Source organism: Sphingobacterium detergens (genome assembly GCF_003610355.1).
Classification (GTDB): Bacteria; Bacteroidota; Bacteroidia; order Sphingobacteriales; family Sphingobacteriaceae; genus Sphingobacterium; species Sphingobacterium detergens.
The window spans coordinates 42942-67348 of sequence record NZ_RAPY01000005.1 but is presented as its reverse complement, the minus strand read 5'-3'; the positions used below and the strand labels follow the sequence as shown (position 1 = coordinate 67348).

Below are 24407 nucleotides of genomic sequence, written 5' to 3'. Positions count from 1 at the left end.
ATAAATTTATATATGTCTACTACTTTTTTCTAGTTTGGCTAAAACACTGTATGCTTTCGAATTGTAATATTACGACTAAATATCAACTTGTGCAAAAAAATATTGTAAATTATTTTCTCTAATAAAATTCATTTGATTTTTGAATATGGTTCCTTTTCATCACTTTTTTGTTTACCAGCTTTTTTGCATAACTGTCATTTAATGTAGAATAGAAATGTTTTTTAATACTTTTTTATTGTATTATATGACTGTAATACTCTGCTTGAACAAAGTTGTTTGCCTTTTGTTTTAAATTTTAATAAAATTTTTTTGGCAAATTTTTGTTTTATAATTAACGTGTTTGAACAGTCATTTTCTTAATAGTCCGTATTTATACGTGGATGTCGGCGCTTGCTTTATTTCTGGATTATATTGAATGTTTTTAATATCGATAATCAATTTCCTAATAATATTCACTTCTTTTTGAAATAAAATATTAGCCATTATGTTCTTTTAATATTTATTGAAAAACAGTTATTGTGATTTATATTTATTGTTTTGGAAAAATATATATCTATTTAGGCTTATTGTTTTTTAATGTTGTTTAGCGTTTTTGATTTCATAATAATTAAAGTGTTTAAGCAATTAATGAATTTTTGACTTCCGATTTCAACTCAATCGTAGGCCTCACGCTTTTGTTCTTTCTAAAAATTAGCCCCCACTCTTTTTGATGGCCAATTTTTCGTGAATCTGATCCTAATTCTCATGGAAATGTCATGGAAATAACTCCTTTTGAGTTGGTTTGTAGTGCTTTCGCTACAGGAAAATAAACATCGTCCGAATTCTTTTGGCTCCTTTTGAATATTCTCTACTTTCGTGCAACTTCTGATTTGGAAGTGTCATATTATTCTATACTAAAGGTCTTATTATTAATTAGATAACGTCTTTTTTGTAGTGTGTATAAATTACACAAATGTAAATTGCTTTAGAACATTTTAAAAATATAAGAAATGAAAACGAACAAAGAAAACTTGGCTAACCTAAATGGCCGTCTTCCTTATGAAGCTCCTCGTGTAAATGCTCAAAATGTAGAATTGGAATATAGTGTTGCCGCTGGCTCTGTAAACAGTTCGGTAACCGAATCTTGGCAGACTGAGACGCAAAGTCAAGAAATCGATTGGTAATAAGACGAGTTAATTAATTGGTGATATAAACAATTATTTTCATGAATAAGTTTACAATAAAATTTGGTTTTGCTACGATCTTAGCATGCGCATTATTTATCTCTTCATGTAGTAAAGATAATAATAACGTGATCATTCCAGATGGGCCAACCATACGTTTAAATATAGGACAGGGCTTTGCAGCAGCTGATCCGGTAAAAGCGGCTTCAGTTGGCCGTACCTATGCTTCGGCAACACAAACAGTAGAAATTCCGTTTGACAATCAATATACATTGGTGGCGACCTTGACCGCTGAAACGACAACGGCACCGGGCTTAAAAGCGTCTAGCCGGGCAGCTACCGTTTCAACTGGTACCGATCAGAAAGCATTGAAACAAGGAACTGTCTATTATGTTGCCATTTTTGATGCAGCGGGTGACTATAAAGAAACAAAAACTTTTACACAGGGAAACAGTGCACAGGATTTTGCGATTGACAAAGGAAAATATACTTTCGTAATTTATGCGTCCGGTACCAATAAGACATTGCCTTCAATTGCCACTGGAGCAAAGTTGAGCACGGTAAATTTCGCAGGTCTAACTGCAGATAAGGACTTTATGTTGGATCAGGTTGATTTTGAGGTAAAAGATGGACAGAATCTATTGAATGCTGATCTGGCGCATTTGTTTACACAGGTAACGCTGAAATTTGATGCTTCCCAATTGGGTTCTGTAAGCAGTATTGCGGGCGCAACAATCGCTCCTTCCAATGCAGCTGTTGATGTTGCACTTACAAACGGTGCATTGACCTTTACCGGGGCTGCAAATCCCGTAGCCTTCAATCTTAAAAATACAACCGGAAAAGTAATCAATTCAGATTCTACTTTTATCACAACGGCTGCTACAGCAAACGGTACAATTGTACTGTCTGGTGTTTCGATCGCTGGAAGTGCTGCAAAGAACTTGACAAAAGCGGGCTGGAATCTTAAACCGGGTGTAAAATATCAACTGGACATTACCTTGAAGAAACCGATTGAAGTGAATATCGGTGATGAAGTCTGGGCTTTAGGAAACTTGACCTATACGACGGATGGTAATGGAAATCCAGTATACGGTTTTGCTAAAACAAATGATACTTATGGCAACTATTGGTTCAATAGCTATGTAAAACCGAAGGTTTTCAATGTCAATAATCAACGTCCGAGCAGAGATGTCAATGGTGTTGATGGTGATCCTTGTGCATTGGTGTTGCCAGCGAATACCTGGAGACTTCCAACAGCTGCGGAAATTAACCAATTGATCAACAACACAAATAGTGGCGGCAAGGATAACCCGCAGGATGTCAATGCCTGGGCGCCGGCTCGTTATGTGGATACGTACAGTGGTACAGCTGCAACCAATTTAGGGATGTTCTTTGGTAAACAAGGTAACCCTGGGGCTGATCGCTATAAATTCCTTTACTTACCTTACGGCGGATCGTATAATGATAATAACTCTGGCGATGGAATGGGAACACAAGGTTTATATTTATTGGCAGGTAATCAGCGTCTGCAAATGACTGGTGCAAAGGGTGACAGTGGCTGGTCTATTAATGTAGGCCCCGCGGAGGCAAATTATGCATACCAAGTGCGTTGTGTAAGAAAATAGCTTTTCACCGATACATCGTAAGGATAATTTATTTGGATAATAAGTTTAATGGAGGCGCATTCCCCAAATCGGGGAATGCGTTTTTTTATGCGATTTTCTTTATTTCGTGTTATTTTTTGTTTGCCATAGCATTTGACCTGTCTTGAATAGAAAATAGGACAGTCCGATTATTTAGCCTGCTATTCCCTGGGATTTGTTGCTGTCCAGGTGATCCAATAAAGTCTGATTTAAAATTGGAGAGGTTTTTAGCATGTCGCGAACGGGATATTTTTCAGCTATATTCTTGAGCGCCTCAAGATGTCGCTCATGGTGTAAGTCTGTACCGACAAAATCATACATGCCCGATTTGAGCAATGTCATGGCTATCGCTTTGCTATCTACACCATAATAGCGACTGAGCGATAATAAGTTCAATTGCAATAGACAGCCTGCATCCTTAATCTGTTTGTAAATATTAAAATTTCCGTGATAATAGTTGTATCGCTCAGGATGCGCAAGAATAGGTTTATAACCAAGTTTCTGGATGTCTAAAATAATGTGAAAAAGTGCTTTGGATTCGGATAGGTAGGACATCTCGATCAGAACATAACCACCAGGCATCACACAGAGCTCATCCTGTTGGATAAGTGATGTCAAGCCATCATCGATCATGTGTTCGGCAGCAGCAAAAATATCGGCTCCATTGCCATTCTCTTTCAATCCTTGAACAAGGGCCGTCTGTGCTTCCTCGATCGTTGATTTATTGTTTGGATGCACACCAGCCATAATATGGGGGGTACAGATAAATTTCTTTAAGCCCAAACGCTGCAACTCTTGAATATAAGCGATAGAATTTTTTACCGAGGTACTGCCGTCATCTATTCCAGGTAGCAGATGGTTGTGCATGTCCACTTCCAAAAACTCCAGCTGCGCCAAGGGTCTTACGGATGATGGCTTTTTATTTTTAAATAAATTGGTTAAAAAATTCATAATATATAATTCAGCTATATGGTTTTGTCTGTCTTACAGGATGTTTTACAAACAATATGCCAGTTTTAACGTTTATCAAAGAGATGTAAAATATAAGAAGGGCAAGGTTTTGTTGAATAATAATAAATTTTAACAGCCTTTTGTTGGTGATTTTTTAACTTTTACCATTGTTTGTAATATTTTCGGTATAATAGTTGCTTAGTCCACGATGATATGGAGATGGGTATATGGCGCCTGTCATTATCGATTTTTCAGTAAAAAGACCAAATGATTATCAAATTTTGAGTATCTTGGTCGTCCTTTACAAAATTGAAATAAGCCATATGCGTTGTACCAACTTCATTAGAAAATACGACGGTAAAGAAATAAACTAAAACGGGAAGAAAGCTATGATGGGATCTCTATGGGATTTAAGAAAACGGTTGCGGAAGGATAATCCTCGATGGGTCATTTTGCTGATCGATATGTGGTTTGTATTCGCAAGTTATGTGTTTTCAAATTACGTAGTAAATAATTTCAAGGGCGTCTTTGATGTCGCTTTGATGCTAAAAAAGCTTGTATTGGTCTTGCCAATATACTTGTTAATGTTTCTATTTTACAATACGTTTAAGGGGATTGTCCGGCAGACAGGAATAAGGGATACCATTAAGATTTTTAAAACGGTTGCATCAGCTTACCTCGTGCTTATGATATTAACCTTTGGTATCAAGATGACTGTGGAAAAAGGAACGGCGATGGGTGATTTTTTCCGCTTATCGTATGGTGTTTTAACAATGCAGGCTTGTATTTTAATTGTAACAATGGTTGGCGCGCGCGTAGTCTATAGAACGATTTTTGAGTATTTGTTCCTACCCGCGCGAAAAGGTGAAAATGTGCTGATTTTTGGTGCGTCACGCCCAGGGCTAGTCTCTTTCTCGCTCTTGAAAGAGGATCCTAGAATCAAGTACCAAGTTGTCGCCTTTGTAGAAGATAAAGTCTCGCGCATCGGAAAACGTCTTGCTGGTCTGAAAATCAAAGATATTACTGAAATTACCAAGGAGTATATTAACAAACATGAAATCACACAGGTGATTATCGCGGTAGAGAACAATGATCCGGAGCGGTTGGAATATGTGTCAGACTGGTTCCAAAACATCGGGCTTGAACTCAAAATTATGCCATCAGCCCGCATCCTGCTCAATTCCGGAGCAAAACGGGAGATCCGTCCTTTAAAAATCGAAGATTTGCTTGGTCGTAAGCCTATTAAATTGGATCATCCGGAGATTGAAGAAGAGATGAAGGGAAAAGTGGTTCTCGTCACTGGTGCTGCAGGTTCCATTGGTTCGGAATTGGCTCGTCAGATTGCCAGACGACACTATAGCAAATTAATTCTATTGGATCAGGCTGAATCTGCCTTGTATGATATCCAGCAGTCGATAAAAGCAACACAGCCCGAACATTTGCACTGTATTGTTGGCGATGTGCGTAACTACGCTTTTATGCAAAATATATTTGCGCAGTACAAGCCGGATCTTGTATTTCATGCGGCAGCATATAAACATGTTCCATTGATGGAGGCAAATCCTTATGAATCCATTCAGACAAATGTGATTGGAAGTAAGAATGTTGCTGATCTCTGTATGCAGTATGGGACAAAGAAAATGGTGATGGTGTCCACAGACAAGGCCGTCAATCCGACGAATGTCATGGGGGCGACCAAACGGATGGCTGAAATCTATGTAAGCAGTTGTAGTGGTCGATCCGATACTAGTTTTATCATCACCCGATTTGGAAATGTGCTCGGTTCCAACGGTTCGGTAATCCCGCTGTTTGAAAAACAAATGGCGAGTGGAGGACCATTGACGCTGACACATCCTGAAATTACGCGTTTCTTTATGACTATTCCCGAGGCCTGTCAGTTGGTACAAGAAGCCGGTGTGATGGGAAAAGGAGGGGAGATATTTGTCTTCGATATGGGTAAATCTGTTAAAATAATGGATCTGGCCAAACGGATGATCAAGCTGAAGGGCTATCGCTATCCGGAAGATATCGATATCAAAATAGTTGGCCTTCGTCCGGGTGAAAAAATTTATGAGGAACTTTTGGCCAATAATGAAAATACGGTAAAAACCCATCATCCGAAGATTATGATTGCAAAAGTAAAACATGATGAATTGATCTTGAAAGCGGAACGGATCAACGCTGTTTGCCAGCAGATTGTGGATGCGGATCAACATTTACCAGACTTTATGGGCTTGGTCGCAGCGATGAAACGAATTGTTCCTGAGTTTAAATCTCAAAATTCCGAATACGAGGCCTTGGATAACAATGAGCTCGTGGACGAGGTTCCGGTATATTCGCTTATAAAAAAGATTTAAAAGTAACACAAAAGAATATAGCCTGATCTAAATACAAAAGTCCCAGTAATGGGACTTTTGTATTTATTATGCTTTCTCAATCGATTAAAACTTGCCAATTCGCAAAAATCAACCTAATTTTAGCGAACGATTTAACTAGAGTAATAATTTTGACAGATTAGCTCGTGCGGTATTCCGTCGATAAGCAACGTATATGAATAAAAAAATTTTAATCACCGGAGGTGCAGGATTTATTGGATCCCATGTCGTCCGTGAGTTTGTTACAAAGTATCCTGACTATCAAATTATTAATCTGGATGCGCTAACTTATGCCGGTAATCTGGAAAATCTGAAAGATATAGAGGATCACCCGAATTACACTTTTGTGAAAGCCGATATTACGGATCAGGCTACGATAACCTCAATCTTCGAACAATATCAGCCGGATGGTGTCATTCATTTGGCCGCAGAATCACATGTTGACCGTTCAATTGCAGATCCTACAGCGTTTGTGATGACCAATGTGATCGGCACCGTAAATTTGTTGAACGCTGCTCGAGCAATTTGGAAGGATAATTTTGAGGGAAAACGTTTTCATCATGTCTCAACAGATGAGGTGTTTGGTGCTTTGGGCGAAACAGGTTTTTTTACAGAGGATACCAAATATGATCCACATTCACCTTACTCTGCCTCCAAAGCAAGTTCGGATCATTTTGTGCGAGCCTATCATGATACCTATGGATTACCGATTGTCCTAACCAATTGTTCAAATAATTATGGCCCCAATCATTTCCCTGAAAAGCTAATCCCGCTGTGTATTCATAATATCTTACATAACAAACCACTGCCCGTATATGGGGATGGAAAGTATACGCGGGACTGGCTCTTTGTAATTGACCATGCGAAAGCGATAGACCTAGTTTTTCATCAAGGCAAAAATGGCGATTCTTACAATGTAGGTGGTTTTAATGAATGGCAGAATATAGACCTGATCAAAGAACTATGCCGACAAATGGATGCCAAGTTAGGCCGTGAAGAGGGGACAGCTGCTTCGCTAATTACTTTTGTGAAAGATCGGCCTGGCCATGATCTGCGTTACGCGATTGATGCAAACAAAATAAATACGGAATTGGGCTGGAGTCCATCAGTGACATTTGAACAAGGCTTATCACTGACGATAGATTGGTTTCTGTCCAATCAGGAATGGCTGGATCATGTGACTTCCGGTGACTATCAGAAGTATTACAACAACCAATATCACGGCGCTTAAACATGAAATATACTGAAACTAAACTATCGGGTTGCTTTATCTTGGAGCCGGCCGTTTTCGAAGATGAGCGAGGTTATTTCTTTGAATCGTATAATGAAAATAAATTGGCCGAAATATTGGGACATAATCCCCATTTTGTACAGGATAACCAATCGAAATCTCAATTTGGCGTGGTCAGGGGATTGCATATGCAAGCAGGTGAGCATGCACAGGCAAAACTGGTCCGTGTGTTAGAAGGTCGCGTATTGGATGTGGCTGTTGATGTTCGGCCCAATTCACCCACCTATGGACAGCATGTTGCTGTAGAACTCTCAGCCGAAAATAAAAAACAAATGTTTATTCCAAAGGGCTTTCTACACGGCTTCTCCGTGTTGTCTGAACAGGCCGTATTCTCCTACAAATGTGACAATACCTATCACAAAGAAGCTGAGGATGGTGTGCATCCATTAGATCCGCAATTGGCTATTGATTGGCGGATTCCTGTCGATCAGATGATCTTGTCGCAAAAGGACAAAGAGGCACAAAATTTTACAGCTTTATACAATAAATTGAAATAACAAAATAGAACGCCGATGTGCTTTAATGCTTCTGTTTGGGAGAAATAGATACATCAGGCTTAAACCATAAAAAAGATTTGATGAGAATTGTCATTACAGGCGCTTCTGGACAGTTAGGTTCCGAATTAAACGAACTATTGGCGAATGAGACCGAAAAAGAGTGCTACTTTTTGGATCGGAAGCAGTTACCGCTGGATCAAGTGTCCTTAATTCAGGATATTTTGGCGATGTATCAGCCAGATTTGATTATTCATGCAGGCGCTTATACTACAGTTGATAAGGCGGAGGAAGAACCTGAGCTGGCAGATTTGGTCAACCACCTAGCCTGCGAGGAGATTGCGCAATACTGTCATCTACATGGTGCAAAATTGATTGCGATTTCGACGGATTATGTATTTGACGGTGGTTCGGCTATTCCGTTAACCGAAGACGCGCCAACGGCACCGATCAATGCTTATGGCCAGACCAAACTTGCTGGCGAGAATGCTATTCAAAAATGGTGCTCCGAAGCGATTATTATCCGGACCTCCTGGGTATATTCTTCCTATGGAAAGAATTTTGTGAAGACGATGTGCCGACTAATGGCTGAACGAGAGGAAGTAAATGTAATTAATGATCAAATTGGTAGCCCAACCTATGCAAAAGATTTGGCTAGAGCGATTTTGAAAATCGCTGATGCAGCAAATTGGGAAGCTGGAATCTATAACTACAGTAATGAAGGCGAAATCTCCTGGTATGATTTTGCTGTAGCAATACGTGATTTTCATTCGTTTGATTGTCAGGTAAAACCAATTCCGACGAGTGCTTATCCGACGCCAGCGCAACGGCCAAAGTACTCACTGCTTGATAAATCGAAGATTAAAGCGGTCTATGATGTGGTCGTGCCCGAATGGAAGGAGAGCTTAGCTAAAATGCTAGCCGAGGAAATTAAAAAATACTAAGATCTCAATACCCAATACTCATTACGCAATACTATAAAATGAAAGGAATTATATTAGCCGGTGGATCTGGAACCCGTTTGCACCCATTAACACTTGCAGTAAGTAAGCAATTAATGCCAGTATATGATAAGCCAATGATATATTATCCCTTGTCTACATTAATGTTGTCTGGCATTCGCGAAATATTGATTATCTCGACTCCACAGGATTTACCAAACTTTCAAAAGCTATTGGGCGATGGTTCTCAACTAGGCTGTAGGTTTGAATATAAGGAGCAGCCAAGTCCTGATGGCTTGGCGCAAGCATTTTTGTTGGGCGAGGAATTTATAGGTGATGATAAGGTCGCGCTAATTCTGGGGGATAATATTTTCTATGGCTCTGGCTTGTCAAAGTTATTGCAGTCTTGTGCCGATCCAGATGGTGGTGTTGTATTTGCTTATCCTGTACATGATCCCGAACGTTATGGCGTGGTGGAGTTTGATGAAGCGAAAAATGTTGTTTCTATTGAAGAGAAACCGAAACAACCAAAATCGAACTATGCTGTTCCTGGAATTTATTTTTATGATAACGATGTTGTAGCAATTGCAAAAGGTATCAAGCCATCAGCAAGAGGAGAGCTAGAGATTACAGATATCAATAAAGAATATTTAAAGCGGGCAAAATTAAAGGTCGGTATATTTGACAGAGGGACAGCCTGGCTGGATACGGGTACTATACAATCATTGATGCAGGCCGCGCAATTTGTGCAGGTGATTGAAGAGCGCCAGGGAATGAAAATAGGTGCTATTGAGGAAGTCGCGTATCGTATGGGGTACATTGACCGACAACAACTGCTTTCTGTTGCTGAACCTTTGTGTAAATCAGGGTATGGGGAATACCTGAAACATATCATTAGATAATCGAATTGCTGTGTAATGCTAGTCTACCTTTAGAATAACCTCTTTTATGAAGAGTGAATAAAGAGGCTTCATAAAAAGCGAATTTTTTGCTGTTGAGGCGTATTTTTTATATATTGTGTATAGTCATCTTATTATACACAATATCCATTATGAAAAGTTTCTATTCTCCTTATGTGCAGGAAGTCTTCTACTTATTTTTACGACATAAAATAATTACTCTTATTCCAATTCCGGGAGCTCAGGTAAGAGACTGACCTATATTGAAAAAAATTTCATTATATTTATGTATTTTTCTTTTATAAAACAATTCTTTTCTAATAGTTGTTTTATAGAGAGTAGTAATAAGATATAGATCAATTCAGATTCCGCGTGAATCATTCGAATTAGTGCTAAATGACTGAAAAGAGGTATTACGGCATATAGGACTAATTATTATATGGAATAATAACAAGCACATGATTACTGTAGGCATTATTGATAGAGACGAACGCGCAAGACAAGAAACCCAGCGTATACTTAATGAGAAAAATGAAGTGGGAGCAAATAGGATCGAAGTTCTTTTTGATATAGGCAGCGGACGTGTAGATCGAGCGATGCTTGCTCCTGATATATTGATTGTTGACATTGAAAATCAGGAACCCTTAATTGTTGAACATGCAAAAAATGCCTTTCCAAAAACTGAAATTATCATATTAACCGAAGTGGCTGATGTGAGAACTGTGCGTAACTGCTTCCGATACGGTGCTGTCAGCTATCTATTAAAGAAAACTTGCTTGGAATCATTGATGTCTGCAATCAAGATTACGATAAATGATGGATCATTTGTGAGTCCCAGCATTAATAGAGCCCTGATCGAACAGAGCTTTAAATCAAAGAAGTATGAGGATCTGCTTACTGCACGGGAACTCCAGATTGCCAATGGGATTATCGAGGGATTGAGTTATAAAATGATTGCTCAGAAGTATACCATTTCATTGGATACCGTCCGTATTTACATCAAACGTATCTACCGGAAGCTTCAGATCAATAGCAAAGGGGAGTTGATCGCCCAACTGACGGCGTAGCATTTCGTTACATGAATATGTGACGTCGTTTATTTTAATCTCATGGAATTTAGCCTGACTTTTATGGATATTTGAATCGTATACTATGCCAATAAGAAGCCGCTGGATTTTCCTGTTTCTTTTCTGCTATGCTGCTCTTTTCTTGTCCCAAGCGAAAGGTCAGCAACTATACGATATCACGTATTATTTTGAACGTGATACAATACAAATTATACCTTCGCAAACATTCTCCAATAAATTAAACATCAGTAACCATACGGATAGAGCAATTGAATTAAAGCCTACAGCAGCTAACACTGCGGCTCTTCGGGGCTTAATAAAATTGCCGGGGTCGATTACTTTAAAGCCCAAAGAAACGAAGTGGTTTCCGCTAAAATATATGGCCGATCGCCAGACCATTGCTGAGGGAACACAGGCCTTTACAATCGGATTTGAATCGAATGATCCCTTAGTAAAAATACAGGGACATCAGTCCTTTTATACGCAATTGGCTATGGAACAGTCTTTCCTTATTCAGACTGAACAATCGGAATATTACCTGGATCAGGCCACGGGGCAGACACAATTTTTAGTGCGGGCTGTCAATCGGGGACTGGTACCCCTGACTGTCCAGTTGCGTTTTCCTAACCTTTCTCCTGACTTGGAGATCATTGGTGAGACTCTGCCATTTACATTGGCCGCGGGAGGGCAGTCTTTGCTGACTTTTACCGCCCGTTTGCGTAAGAAAAATATAAACATGGATTTTGATGTTGATATTCAGGCCGTCGAGGGTGGTGGTAGCGTGTTGGCCTCCAATCGTATTCGTATGATGACAGTGGGAAGTGTAAAGCGTTTCTTTTCCAATATGAATTTGCAAAACCAACCCTTTGACAATCGAGCTGCTTTACGTTATATCAACATGGGTAAAAATATTTCGGTTTACCAGTTACAGGGAGATGGTAAAATTGATCTGAACAATAAAGATAAATTGAGCTATCGAATGAATTTTGATTATTATCAAGATCAACGCACCTTTAATCTATACGATACCTATCTGGATTATGAGACCGAAAAGTGGGGCGTGAAACTGGGGAATATTTATGAAAATCTCGATCAGTTTATCAATGGACGCGGTATAAAAGGTACCTACAAATTCGATAAACAGCGTTCCCTCAGCTTGTATGCAATCCAGAACAATTACATGTTGTTTACGGAGATGGATAATCCAATTCCTGGTGGAGAGATAGTTGGCGTTAAATATGCTGTTCAAACCGAAAAAAACCAGGAAAACAGCATCGCCTACTTACATAGCAATAATGATTATCGTGGTGTACGCAGCGGTCTGTTCAGTGGTAAACGTTTTATTGATTTGGGCAATAATAATAGTCTTTTCTTGGAAGGAGGGACGAGTATCGAACAGGTTGAAAGCGGAAATAATAGGCTAGCGGTAGCAGGGGGCATAAATTATAATAACTCTTTTGGCAACTATCAGATTACAAGTGTCAATTATTATAGTTCACCATACTATGTGGGGCTGCGTAGAGGTCTTACCCAAACAGATTCACGTATAACGATGTCAATGGCCAACGATCGAAACCTTTCTGCCCGGATCAGCTATATGGATAATAATCCAAAATACCTTGCGGGAGATAGAAACTATTTTTTTAATAATGCCTCTCGGATACAGATTTATGAGTTGGGGTATCATACCGGTCTTGGAAAACTGCAACTTGAGCTCAGGCCTTATTTTATGGCACAACATGGTGCCTATCAGAATTGGTGGGGAATTGCAACTAATCCGGTGAATTGGAAGTCGAACTCCCTTCGTACAGTAGCTGACCTTAATTTTTTTACCCCCAGTCACCGGTTCTCACTGCAAACGGATTATGGATATACCTATAGGAATACATCCAATAGACCTATTGCGCCATTTCATTCGGTCCGCATCAATGGTAATTATACGAATACGTTTTTTGGATTTAATACATTTATTCAGATTAACCCGTACTATTTAAGCGATCTTTTGGCTACCAATGCAAATTCGAATTACAGCATTTATTCATTGGGTCCAAATACGCAATTTTACGCCTTTAATAATCAGCTACATGTGCAGCTCTCGACCATGTATAGCTATTATGGCTTCTCCCGAAGTAACAATCTCTCGGTAAATGGTAATGTCCGCTGGCAAATCAAAGATAATTGGAATTTGACAGCCGATATATTCTATACTGCAATAAGCGGAAAATCGTTGTTTCTTGTAGATCCGAATTTACCACCTGATCCTAACCCACTGAATCGTTATTCTTTTGATAATAGGCAGATTCGCCTGGGAATAGAAAAGAATTTTGGCCGACGTGCGGGACAGAAAGGTCATAAGCTGGAACTGACTTTTTTCGAAGACGAAAACAATAACGGTAGCAATGACGTCGGAGAAGCCAAAGCCGGGGCCGTTTTGGTGCGGATTGGAAAGGAAGTGGCGCTAACAGACGAGAAAGGCCGTGTGAAATTTGTTGATATGGATACCGGTCCATATATCGTGCAGGTGGAGAATAGCAAAGGCTGGGTTTCGCTGGGACCGATAAATGTATTGATGACTAAAAACCAACGGCTGGAAATTCCACTGATAAAAACAAGGCCATTAAAAGGTCGCATTAAGGTCGTTGAAAATAAGTATCTAAAAACGAGACCGCAGCTAGGGGGAATAAAAATAACCGCCGTAGATCGCCAAGGGAAAATCTACAGTACGCTAAGTTCAGAAAGCGGCGATTATGTGCTGTATCTCCCATTGGGAAATTACAGTATAGCTGTTGTTACTGAAGGAATGCCCTTCTCGATCGAAAATCAAAATTGTGCAATCGAAGTTAAAGTGGATAAGGATTGTGTGATTCCGGATTTTAACTATCGGGACGAACGCAGAAAAGTTGGTGTTAAACGCTTTTAAGGAGCGACGAAGCTAAAAATAATATTGGCCGAATATGCGCCGGCAGGTTTATTGAGAAGCATACCTGTTGCGCTCGCGGGGATACTATAAAGAATATTCAGATTACGATCTATTACAGGGTCGGCACCCTGGATAAGCTGCTGAGCTGTGGTGGATAGGGCAATGGTATTCATGCCGCTTTGACCGGTCATTGGACCAATGCGCAATACATTTAACGGAATGCTGTTGGCTCCTGAAGCAAAGCTTGTCGATGTCGCGCGCACGTAGAGGTTGTATGGCGTGGTTTTACTTATCTTAAGATGGGCTGGCATATTTAAATTGACACCATTCTTATAATCATTGGTTGTCGCAAAAGCAAGATTGACGGTTTGTTGATTGGCAACGATTTCGCCTAGGTCGCTTACCACAACAGACAGGTTTCCATTTGCTTGTGCCTGTAGGCTGCCGCTGGGATAGGCTGATGATAATTTGTTCCAGCTGTAGGTCAATGGGACGGAATAGGTGCCTGCCTGAATAAAATTTGTTTTCAGCTGGTTTAATCCAATGTTATAGGTATACGTCAACGTCTGATTATTGTTGGTTGGAACAGCAATACCGGCTGTATTGGTTAAAGATTGATCCGTGGTGGATAAAGCTGCGCTTGTGGCATTCGCAATACCTGTTAAAGTCGTATTGACGGTTGAGACAGGAGTAACCGGTGTGGTGTTAAAGGCCGAGTTGCTACTAAAGCTAAATTGTGTGTTTCCGCTCTTGATACTTGGTATATAGGGGACGGTGGTCGATAGAGGTATAACGCTATTACCGTTGATGCCATTAGCAGTACGATAATAGCTCAAATCATTGATCAAAATGCTGGTTGTACCGATACTCGCTGGAGGGCTTATAAACCCGGGCACATCGATGGAGAAATCTTGGCTCGCGGGAGTAATGGTGCCGCCTAAAATACCTGAGGCGGTAAGCGATAGTGTAGTTTTATAAATGCCTGCAACCCAGGTTTGATTTGCAGTCACAAAACGTGAGTTGATAATAACCGGACCTGCAGAAAGACTTACAGTTGCTAGCGAACTGATTAGAATTTGATTGGTAGTTGATAAGATAACATCATTACTTGAACCGAGTAACGAAAGATTGTTAATTTTTTCTAGTTTAAGGTGTGCTACATTTAAAGGGACTGCTCCCCCGCCTGTTGTACTGACAAAACTCGTACTGTTAATTGCCCTGGTGCTGATTGTTGGGAGTAGGGCGATTAAAGTAAAAGAATATTGGCCACCTGTAAAACTTTGGATATAATCCGTACGTGCTTGAATATTTGCTTGCGGCAAACTGATCGTGACTTGAGCCATCGCATGAGGTATACAGTGGCTTATACCAATCAGGAATGCAGCGAGACTAATATGTAATTTCCTTCTCCGCAATTTTTAAATCATATTGGCTACCAGCATCGAGTATCGCAACAGCGAGATATCGACCGGGCGCAAGTTTACCAGGTAGGTCTACACGGACCCATTGTTCTGAATCGGGAAGCATTGCTATGGCCACAGCGTCCACAGGTGTTTCTTCCCCAGTTTCTATATTGGTCAGCTCAAAACGTACATAAGCATCCTTATTGATCTGGCCTGTATTTTTAACCTTGACTTCCATCCGATGGATGGTTTTACCTTCCTGAACAGTAACAGCGCCTTTATCTTCAAAAGCAAGAAATTCCAGATCGCCGGCTTTTAATCCTGTTGGCGTATGGTATACTTGGATACCAACCTCAATCAGGACGTTCATATGGAGTCCATTTGCCTGCGCAGCTTTTTGTTCTTTCACCTGTGTAAAGAAAAGCATGCTATGACGCTGCTGCTTTGTTGTCGGATGATCAGGGATTGTCATGGAAAGATTGACCACTTTTGTTTCCCCAGGAGCCAGCTGTACCGTATTTTCAGATAAGGTAAGCCAGGAAGCATTTGACACGGCATTATTCCCTGTGGCATAATACCGTTTGCTGCCCAACGAGTCACGGTCCCAATCTTTCAGATTCGCGACAAAGGAAAGTGTGCTTGTGGTAGTGTTGTTGAATGTAATAGTCTGACTGACGGTCTGTCCAGCTTCACCCGTGAAAAATATGCGGGAAGGTGAAATGGAAATACCCTGTCCGTGGATCAGGGTATTGCATATTAGGATAACAAGTACTGCTAAATAATATCTCACGAATAAAATGTTTAGTCAGATTTTTATAGTTGCGTCGCTGTATAAGTTACTGTCGTGCTATAAGTCGATCCTGCAAGATCTAATAAAGATGCCGGATTTGAGATCGTATAATCAACGGTATAAACAGCGCCTGTAGATGCCGTCGAACCATTAACCAAAGGAGCAGCAGTAGTGCTAAGTGGTACATTGGGAACTGGAGTTCCACCATTGGCGGTTGCAGCCGGTACAGTAACTGTAACAATACTTAGTGCAGGCCCACCAGCAGGAGTAAATGCATCTGTAGCGGCTACAGTCAGGTCGTAGGGCTTATTGCTGACCACCGTAAAATGATTCGCTTTCGTGACAGTTTTTGACGCCGCATAATCGGCCGCTGTGGTATAATTAAAGTCGACAGTGGGACTGGCTCCTAAAGTGATTGAAATAGCATCGGTAAGATTAATATTGACAGTGACGGGTCCCGATGTGGCAGTTTGCGCTTTTGCTTGAAAACCGAAGCATATGGCGGCGACGGCAATAAAGACTATTAATAGGTTCTTTTTCATAATTTCCTCGTTTTACGGATATTTAATGTGAGTAAAGTTAACTAGGATGCAATGGAAATACAATGTGCCATAGTCACATAATGATGTTATAAATTCGATAATGCATGCGCGATTGCAAGTCGAAATTAACGATTGTAAATAATGAGGTTTAGCGCGCTCTTTTTTGGAACCATTATCCGAAACTATAAATCAAACCGCCTATATTTGCGCTCAAATGGCTGAATCCAAAAGAATCTATCAAATTGATCTGTTTCGCTTTATTGCCGCATCCGCAGTGGTATTGTATCACTATTTATATCGGGGATATAAAGGTGGAAATATGTCGTTGTTGCGCTTCGACGAGATCGGTGAATATTTCAAGTATGGGTATCTCGGTGTAGACCTTTTTTTTATCATCAGCGGTTTTGTGATTGCCTTTTCTATAAAACATCGTTCACTACCAAAATTTTGCTATTCGCGATTCAAACGTTTGTATCCAATGTACTGGATCTGTTTGATCATAACATTTGTGATCGTTTATTTCTTTGGGGCGCCACGCTACCTGGTCACATTCAAACAGCTCTTGGCCAATTTCACGATGGTACAGGAATTGTTAGGTCAGGGAAATATTGATGGTGCTTATTGGTCCTTGTATATTGAGTTGAAATTTTATCTCATTATTGCTGTATTTCTTATCGTAAACCGATTTAAGCAGATCAGTCTAGACTATCTTGTCTACTTTTGGCTGTTGTTGTCAAGCTTGCGCCTGTTTATTGAACCATCTGAAATTTACGATGCCATTCACCACCTCTTCATTCTGGACTGGAGTGCTTATTTTATTGCAGGAATCGTATTTTGCCAAATTTTTCTACAGGGTCCCGCGTTGAAGCATTTTATCGCATTGCCCTGGTGCCTGTACTTGTCCATCGATGGCGCTCTTGGTCGAATCCATTGGTTAGCAAGAACTTTCCATAGCGAGTTTTCTCCCTATATTATTGCTGCGACCATTGTTGTATTTTATATGGTTATGTTACTTGTTTCCTGTAAAAGGCTACAACGCTTCAATTCACCTAAATTTGTCAAAATAGGAATGCTGACCTATCCCTTATATCTTATTCATCAGCATATTGGTTTTATTATTTTCAATCAGCTTCACAGTTACATAAATAAATATGTACTTGTTTCTGCTGTTACGCTTCTGATGTTGGGTATTGCCTATATCCTGAGCGATTGGGTAGAGCCTCGTGTCATGAGACTCTTTAAGCGATCGTAACATCGACTTAATATCCTGTTATGGTTGTCGGATAAGTGCAATAACTTTTTCTAGGACTTCATCTTTACCTGCCCTGATTACGTCTATTGTTGGGCTTACTTTGGGGTCCAGTCCGAAAATTACTCAAAACCCTGGTTGGAAATAGCTTTTAAGTATCTTAAATTAGTGTGCCAGGGTCTAAAGCGACTAGGTATACTTTGTGAAAAGGCTGGGTGTTAAAAACACCCAGCCTTTCTGTTTTTCATGGTATAATGTAGGGGGGTATTTTTTCCAGTGAAGTGCACCTTCATGTGCAAGGGCCATGGTGGGAGATACACGCGAAACAGCTTCTGCTGAACAGCTTGCGTCGATCAGCACAAACTCAGCGCCGTCATTCGCTTTGGGCCATTGCATATTGCCTTTGTCATCCAATGGCAAGCTATTGTGTGTTGCAAAGCGAAGTGTCCTTGATAAGTCAAACTCAGATCTCCAACCGTATATTTCGGCCATTAAATTGGCTTTTGCTAACATGTTTCCGGGGCCAAAAGTGCTCCAATAGTCCTGTACGTTGTCATTTCCCACCAACACTTCAACACCCTGTTTCAATAATGTTGGGATGGGCATGACTAAGTCACCGAATGGAATGGAAGAGACAATACCGACTTTGGCAGCAGCCAATTTTTCGGCAATGCGTTCTACCTCAGCTAGTGGTAACTGAGCCAACACAAAGGCATGACTCACAAAAGTACGTCCCTGTAGCTTCGGATTCTGAAGCGCTTGTTCGGCAAGGTAATCAATCGTGTGTATACCTTCTTTTCCACCGTCATGCAAGTGGATGTCAATTCCTTTGTTATTGTCAAGGGCTAGTTTTACAGTATAATCGAGTACTTTTTCAATGTTTTTATCTATCCCATAGGGATCTACACCACCGATATAAGCGACTTGATCCATCTGTGCCACATCTTTCATCAAGGGAGCGGAGTCGGTATAAAAAAATCCATGTTGCGGAAAGGCAACCAACTCTGCTTTGAAACTCTCCTTGCGGCTGCTCAGTGCTTTTTGGAGGTTTTCCAAAGAACGAAGCCCAGAAGTGGTGTCAACATTAAAATGTGTCCGGGCAAAGGTGGTCCCATAGCTTTGCAGCAGATCAATAAGTTGCTCTGCCCGTGTGGTCGATGTCTGAAGTAATTCAGGGATAATTTCCTGTTCATAAGCAATCATTTCAAGCACCGTTCTCTTCTTTGGAGATTGTGCTTGCCATGGAAGTCCATAAAGTGTCTTGTCCAGATGGACATGCATATCGCTGAAAGCGGGTAGCATCAAGTATCCCTTCGCATCAACTGCTGTAGCGAGCTTTGGATCGTTTGGAAATATCTTTGTAATTTTTCCGGCATTAACTTCTATGCAAAAGAGTTCGGTTTTTGTTGCTTTTATCCCCCGTTCATCTGAAACAAAGCCAGTTTCCAAAAGGACATTTTTTAGTGTATAATTCCCCTTTAATGGGGCTGTGTATGGAGTTGACATGATGTTTAATACTGTTTGAATAGCAATTGTATGTCACAATGGAGCAATCAAAAGCTTATAGAAAGCAATTGACCGCCATTGTGTTAAAAAGATCTGTTGTGTAGTACTTCGTTTGTCAGAAGCCTAGTAGACAATATTGCCCTGATAGATCAGGGATCCTACGGGTGAAATCCGTGAAATAGCCTCAGCCGAACAGCTCGCATCGATGAGTACGATGTTTGCATCATCGCCGGGTTTAGGCCATTGCTGTTTTCCTTTGTCATCCAAAGGAATCGGGCCTGCCGTCGCCAATTTTAGCATACGTGACAGGCCATACTCTGTGACCTGACCATATACTTGTGCTGCCATACTAGCTTTTTGAAGGACACTTCCTGTTCCAAAAGTATTCCAATGATCGACAATACTGTCATTTCCCGTCATCACGGTGACGTTATTTTCCATCAGTGTAGGAATAGGCATAATTAGGCCAGCAAAAGGAATGGTAGAAACAATACCAATCTGTGCTGCACCAAGCTTTTCTGCCATTTCCTGTTGTTTGGCTTTTTCCAATCTCCCCAATACAAAACAATGGCTCAGGTAGGTCTTGCCTTTCAATGCGGGGTTTTCATTTACTTTTTTGATCAGATACTCAACCGTTTTTAGTCCTGATTCTCCGGACTCATGTAAATGAATGTCAATCCCTTTGTTGTGATCCAGTGCCAGTTGAACAGTGAAATCCATTGTTTTCTCAATGGCACCGTCTATACTAAAAGGATCCACTCCCCCAATAAAATCAATATTGGTCTTTGCGGCCTCCTTCAGGTAAGGTACAGTATCCGTGTAATAAACGCCATGTTGCGGAAAGGCAACCAGCTCTGCTCCGAAACTATTTTTTTTGTTTTCTAGCGCAAGCTGCAGATGACGGAGCGAATCTAACTTAGATGTAGGTTCTATGTTTACATGGCTACGCGCGAAGGCTGTGCCCTTGGATTGCAGTAATTCAATTAGTTTTTCCGCTTTATAGGTTGAATTTTTCAGTAGCTCTGGAAGGATCTGTTGTTCGAGTGCAATCATTCCTTTAACACCACCTGCGCCTCGTCGTACCGCTTGCCATTTATCACCATAGAATGTCTTGTCCAGATGAATGTGCATGTCTCTAAAAGAAGGAAGCATCAATCGCCCCTTTGCATCTATGGCATTCGCATCAGTACTGTTGGCGCTTATTTTTTTGATTTTTCCTGCTTCGATCTGTATGGAGAAAAGACCGGTTTTTGTAGCGATGACATTGCCATTTCCATCGTACTCAAACCCTGTTTCCAATAGAACATTCTTGAGGGTATAACTTTTTTTGCCTTGATGTCCGTCCAAAACCTGATGATGGGCTAGTTGGCCACCGTCTTCTGCTAATAGCATACCTGGGATCAATGTTGCTCCAGCAAGTGCCAGGGCAGAGTTCCGTATAAATTCCTTGCGTGTAAGAGCTATTGGTTTCATTTTATTTCCTATTTACGTTACAATCTGTATGACCGATCAATAAAATCGATCCGTCTTTTACAAAGGTATTTATAGAAAGCTTTAGTATTACTGGGCAATTTCTGCCATTTCTTGTGCGATTTATCTTTTTTCTCTAAAATCACTGGGACTTACACCAGTCTGCTGTTTAAAGAAATTAGAAAAATAGGCTTGATCTGCAAAGCCCAATTCAAACGTAATTTCCTTAATGGAGGATTCCGTACTTTGGAGAAGACGTTTTGCTTCAACACAGATTCGTTGGTGGATAAGCTGGGTAGCGGAGATTTTCAGATGTTTTTTACACAGAATATTAAGATAGTTTGGAGAAATATGTAGCTTGTCTGCATAGAATGCGACCATTTTTTGTGCTCTGAAAAACTCATCTATCAGCATGTTAAATTTGGCAAGCCGAGGGACAGATTGATAGACTTTAAATTCGGTGAAGACATGCTCTGCTTCTCTACTGACAATGGCCGCGATAACACCGGCACGGGCCGTAATCAAGGGAATCAGTGAATGCTCCCGTTCCAATTCCTTTTTGACAGATTCAAATTCATAATGTAGCTGAATGAAGGCCTCCTTGGTCAGGTCGATTACCGGATGATTCTGATAATTGGTGAAGGAAAAGCGAAAGAAGGGCGCAAAATGCTCGAAAAACGACCGTTCGATCATTAATTGGTAGCCAATAGTTCCAGCATACACATGCCATTTGTGCATCTGACCCGGGAATAGTACATGCACCTGATGGTCTTTAATGGGATAATCTATGGAATCAATGGTATGTACACCAGAAGCTTTGTCAAATAAATTGATAATAAAAAAATCGTGCTTATGGGGCTTGTCAATTAGCCTTTCTCCATGTAATTCATTGAAAAGAAGCTCTTCACGTCCGGCGGTCTGTTCTTTGCGAAAACCGTCCAGTCCAATGACAGGTGCCCAGATGTTAGCATTTCGTTTGTCCATAGTAGATCTTATCCGACCTAAAATACGAAATGCGCTTTGTTTTTTCGCTAATACGTAAAAATAAACAGGCTATTCGATCTGCACGGTGTTGCTGCTGGCAACTAACAGTAGTCATTTTCCTAATTCTTTCCTAAATTCGGAATACATTTGTAGCAATGAGAGCAATATACTGGAGGTAAGCAGTATGGAAATTCGGTAATAAAAAAACAATAGTCCAATGAAAGTACTTGTAATTGAAGACGAAGCGGAATTGAGAGAAATAGTAAAGGACTCGCTAGTCAAAGAGGATTATATCGTAGAGACCGCTAGCGATTTTAGATCTGCGCTGGATAAGGTGTCGGTCTATGACTATGATTGTATTTTATTGGATATCATGCTTCCGGGTGGGAGTGGGTTACAGGTATTGGATCTGCTGAAAAAAGAGGGTAAGTCGGATAATGTTATTATTATCTCTGCAAAAGATTCGTTGGATGACAAGCTAAAGGGACTCGAGCTCGGAGCGGATGACTATCTGACCAAACCCTTTCATATTGCCGAATTAAATGCGCGGATTAAGGCCGTGTTGCGCAGAAAACAGCGGGATGGTAAAAACACATTGGAGATGGGTAATCTTGTGCTTGATCTGAATGAGCGCAGTCTTTCGATTAACGGCGAGTCTGTCCCTCTGAACAGAAAGGAATTTGATATCCTCAATTACTTTTTACTGAATAAAAACCGTCTTGTCAGCAAGAATGCATTGGCAGAACATGTTTGGGGAGATAATACAGATCAGGCGGATAACCTCGATTTTATCTATTCACAGATAAAGAACCTGCGAAAGAAATTTTTGGTAAAAAAAGCGGAGGTTGATTTTGAAGCGGTCTACGGGATAGGATATAAACTTGTTGAAAAATGAAATTAGCCAATCAAACGCTCAAATATCTCTCTATTTCGGTACTGGTCGTCATTGCAGTATGGTCGACCATCTTTTATTTATTTATGCTGGAAGTAATCCATGATAATATCGATGAGGAATTGGAAAATCAAAAACGCTTAATTATTCAGGAACTGGCTTCTGAGGCAATTGTATCTCCGGATCTGGAATTTGGCATTAACAATTATAAGGTGCGTGAAATTTCCGAGCAACAGGCCATCAAAATGCAGAATGTATATAAAGATACCATGCTTTATATGCAGGATGATGATGATCCGGAGCCTGAATTGGAGCCTGTACGTATGTTGACGACTGCGTTTGAGCATAAGGGACACTACTACGAGTTATCAATTATCAATTCGATGATCGAGGAGAGCGATTTAATCAAAAACCTGTTTTATTCCGTCCTGATTTTATTTATCCTCTTGGTCGTCAGTATTGTCTCAATCAATAGAGTAGTCATACAGCGATTATGGAGCCCACTATATCGGTTCTTAGATCAATTGACCAAATTCCGGCTGGGAAAATCTGGCGAGAAGCCTGCTATGGATACCAATATCCAGGAGTTTAAAGATTTACAGCTCGCTGTCACGACCTTAATCCATCATAATGAGGAAACGTATGAACAGCAGAAACAGTTTATTGGCAATGCATCACATGAGTTGCAGACGCCTCTGGCCATTATGATCAATAAGTTGGAGATGATGGCCGAAACTGGTGGGCTACAGCCTGAACAGTCGAATACAATCGCCGAAGTATTGAATACTGCTGAAAGATTGGTTCGATTGAATAAATCATTATTGCTGCTCAGCAAGATTGAGAACAAACAATTCCTGAACAACGAGGATCTCTCAATCAATCAGCTTGTAAGACATATCACCGATGAACTAGAAGATATTGCCGCTTTTAAAAATATCAGGATTAATGTCGGACAACAAGATGAACTGAATGTACGATTAGATAGCGCTCTGGCTAATATCATTGTATCAAATTTGATCCGTAATGCATTGTTTCATAATATGGAGGGAGGAGAGGTAAACATAGCGATTACTGAAAATACACTTGTAGTGGCGAATACGAGCAGACAGGCTGCTTTGGATAAGGGGCATGTGTTTTCAAGGTTTTATAAATCGGATGTCTCATCCAAAGGTACCGGACTGGGGCTGGCAATCGTCCAGGCGATATGTAATTTATACGGTTTTTCTATTTCCTATCATTACGACAATAGTCAACATATATTTAAGCTAGATTTTCGCTCGGCATAAATTACATTCCCAAATCTTTACAGAATCATGGTTTTACTTTGTAATACATTAAAAATAGGAAAGTCATGAACGTTAAAATGATATTAAGTGCATGTATTTTTGCACTCTCAACAATTGGAGCTTCTGCTCAGGATATTCTCCAAAGTGAGGTACCCGCTGTGGTGGTGAATAGTTTTCAACAGAAATTTCCCAAAGCCAAAGGGGTAGACTGGGAACTTAAAGCAGGACTATATGAAGCCGAGTTCGAAACAGGTTTGTTTGGTACAGATCATGAGGTATGGATTCAAAGTAATGGGAAGATTGTGCGTCACAAAGAAGAACTTGCCAAAAATGATTTACCAAAAGCTGTTATTGCAAAAGTGAAAAAGGATTTTTCGGGCTATCGCATAGAAGATATAAAAAAGATCACTGAGGAACAAAAGATTACGTATGCGTTCGAAGTAAAAAGCCGGACAGAAGAATGGAAACTTGTTGTGGACACGCAGGGGAATATATTGGGTAAAATAAGAGATTAATCTGAACAAATAGTTTAGCTTAGTAA

General features: G+C 40.4%; 20 protein-coding genes. 13 read left to right on the top strand and 7 right to left on the bottom strand.

The features are described from left to right. The first annotated feature begins 989 nt into the window (after positions 1–989). Complete coding sequence (locus DFQ12_RS28210) at positions 990–1163, top strand: hypothetical protein (protein ID WP_167457327.1); 174 nt, start codon at positions 990–992, stop codon at positions 1161–1163. 41 nt (positions 1164–1204) lie between these two features. After that, positions 1205–2788: a hypothetical protein gene (locus DFQ12_RS21260; RefSeq protein WP_120261077.1), complete on the top strand. Its 1584-nt coding sequence runs from the start codon at positions 1205–1207 to the stop codon at positions 2786–2788. Between the two features lie 171 nt (positions 2789–2959). Here DFQ12_RS21260 and DFQ12_RS21255 read toward each other — a convergent pair whose 3' ends face one another. Then, a complete protein-coding gene (locus tag DFQ12_RS21255; protein ID WP_120261076.1) occupies positions 2960–3757 on the bottom strand; it encodes a tyrosine-protein phosphatase in 798 nt (265 codons plus the stop codon). Between the two features lie 389 nt (positions 3758–4146). On the opposite strand from DFQ12_RS21255, the gene DFQ12_RS21250 reads away from it, so the two are divergent. From DFQ12_RS21250 to DFQ12_RS21220, 7 genes are all read left to right on the top strand, one after another. After that, positions 4147–6114, top strand: a complete 1968-nt coding sequence (locus tag DFQ12_RS21250; protein WP_244211817.1) for a polysaccharide biosynthesis protein — start codon at positions 4147–4149, stop codon at positions 6112–6114. 193 nt (positions 6115–6307) lie between these two features. Continuing rightward, a complete protein-coding gene (gene rfbB / locus DFQ12_RS21245) occupies positions 6308–7363 on the top strand; it encodes a dTDP-glucose 4,6-dehydratase (protein WP_120261075.1) in 1056 nt (351 codons plus the stop codon). A gap of 2 nt (positions 7364–7365) precedes the next feature. Next, complete coding sequence (gene rfbC, locus DFQ12_RS21240) at positions 7366–7920, top strand: dTDP-4-dehydrorhamnose 3,5-epimerase (protein ID WP_120261074.1); 555 nt, start codon at positions 7366–7368, stop codon at positions 7918–7920. A gap of 80 nt (positions 7921–8000) precedes the next feature. Beyond that, positions 8001–8861 carry a dTDP-4-dehydrorhamnose reductase gene (gene rfbD / locus DFQ12_RS21235; RefSeq protein WP_120261361.1) on the top strand — a complete coding sequence of 287 codons (861 nt, stop codon included), beginning with the start codon at positions 8001–8003 and terminating at the stop codon, positions 8859–8861. Between the two features lie 38 nt (positions 8862–8899). Next, positions 8900–9760 (top strand): glucose-1-phosphate thymidylyltransferase RfbA, encoded by an 861-nt coding sequence (rfbA, locus tag DFQ12_RS21230; protein ID WP_120261073.1) that lies wholly within the window; start codon positions 8900–8902, stop codon positions 9758–9760. 455 nt (positions 9761–10215) lie between these two features. Then, positions 10216–10824: a LuxR C-terminal-related transcriptional regulator gene (locus DFQ12_RS21225; RefSeq protein ID WP_120261072.1), complete on the top strand. Its 609-nt coding sequence runs from the start codon at positions 10216–10218 to the stop codon at positions 10822–10824. 85 nt (positions 10825–10909) lie between these two features. Further along, positions 10910–13744: a collagen binding domain-containing protein gene (locus DFQ12_RS21220; protein ID WP_120261071.1), complete on the top strand. Its 2835-nt coding sequence runs from the start codon at positions 10910–10912 to the stop codon at positions 13742–13744. Here the strand turns inward: DFQ12_RS21220 and DFQ12_RS21215 are convergent. Genes DFQ12_RS21215 through DFQ12_RS21205 form a run of 3 tightly spaced genes read right to left on the bottom strand, consistent with a single transcriptional unit; the run spans position 13741 to position 16479 of the window. Next, on the bottom strand, positions 13741–15087 hold the full coding sequence (locus DFQ12_RS21215) for a hypothetical protein (protein WP_120261070.1): 1347 nt from the start codon (positions 15085–15087) through the stop codon (positions 13741–13743). The two genes, DFQ12_RS21220 and DFQ12_RS21215, sit on opposite strands and share 4 nt — an antisense overlap. 46 nt (positions 15088–15133) lie before the next feature. Beyond that, positions 15134–15937, bottom strand: coding sequence for a fimbrial biogenesis chaperone (locus DFQ12_RS21210; RefSeq protein ID WP_120261069.1), 804 nt, complete (start codon positions 15935–15937; stop codon positions 15134–15136). Positions 15938–15960: 23 nt separating this feature from the next. Continuing rightward, the gene (locus DFQ12_RS21205; RefSeq protein ID WP_120261068.1) at positions 15961–16479 is read right to left on the bottom strand and encodes a hypothetical protein; all 519 of its coding nucleotides are present in this window, start codon (positions 16477–16479) and stop codon (positions 15961–15963) included. A gap of 214 nt (positions 16480–16693) precedes the next feature. On the opposite strand from DFQ12_RS21205, the gene DFQ12_RS21200 reads away from it, so the two are divergent. Further along, positions 16694–17731 carry an acyltransferase family protein gene (locus DFQ12_RS21200; RefSeq protein ID WP_120261067.1) on the top strand — a complete coding sequence of 346 codons (1038 nt, stop codon included), beginning with the start codon at positions 16694–16696 and terminating at the stop codon, positions 17729–17731. Positions 17732–17917: 186 nt separating this feature from the next. Here the strand turns inward: DFQ12_RS21200 and DFQ12_RS21195 are convergent, their stop codons facing one another. The 3 genes from DFQ12_RS21195 to DFQ12_RS21185 all read right to left on the bottom strand — a co-directional run bounded on the left by DFQ12_RS21195 (position 17918) and on the right by DFQ12_RS21185 (position 21688). Further along, on the bottom strand, positions 17918–19234 hold the full coding sequence (locus tag DFQ12_RS21195) for an amidohydrolase (protein ID WP_120261066.1): 1317 nt from the start codon (positions 19232–19234) through the stop codon (positions 17918–17920). Positions 19235–19357: 123 nt separating this feature from the next. Beyond that, a complete protein-coding gene (locus DFQ12_RS21190; protein ID WP_120261065.1) occupies positions 19358–20707 on the bottom strand; it encodes an amidohydrolase in 1350 nt (449 codons plus the stop codon). Between the two features lie 120 nt (positions 20708–20827). Beyond that, the gene (locus tag DFQ12_RS21185; RefSeq protein WP_120261064.1) at positions 20828–21688 is read right to left on the bottom strand and encodes a helix-turn-helix domain-containing protein; all 861 of its coding nucleotides are present in this window, start codon (positions 21686–21688) and stop codon (positions 20828–20830) included. A 217-nt stretch (positions 21689–21905) separates the two neighbouring features. Between DFQ12_RS21185 and DFQ12_RS21180 the strand changes: the two genes are divergently transcribed. The 3 genes from DFQ12_RS21180 to DFQ12_RS21170 all read left to right on the top strand — a co-directional run bounded on the left by DFQ12_RS21180 (position 21906) and on the right by DFQ12_RS21170 (position 24381). Further along, on the top strand, positions 21906–22583 hold the full coding sequence (locus DFQ12_RS21180) for a response regulator transcription factor (RefSeq protein WP_120261063.1): 678 nt from the start codon (positions 21906–21908) through the stop codon (positions 22581–22583). Next, the gene (locus tag DFQ12_RS21175) at positions 22580–23866 is read left to right on the top strand and encodes a sensor histidine kinase (RefSeq protein ID WP_120261062.1); all 1287 of its coding nucleotides are present in this window, start codon (positions 22580–22582) and stop codon (positions 23864–23866) included. The genes DFQ12_RS21180 and DFQ12_RS21175 overlap by 4 nt, the downstream gene beginning before the upstream one ends. A gap of 65 nt (positions 23867–23931) precedes the next feature. Then, complete coding sequence (locus DFQ12_RS21170; protein ID WP_120261061.1) at positions 23932–24381, top strand: PepSY-like domain-containing protein; 450 nt, start codon at positions 23932–23934, stop codon at positions 24379–24381. Positions 24382–24407: the final 26 nt, after the last annotated feature.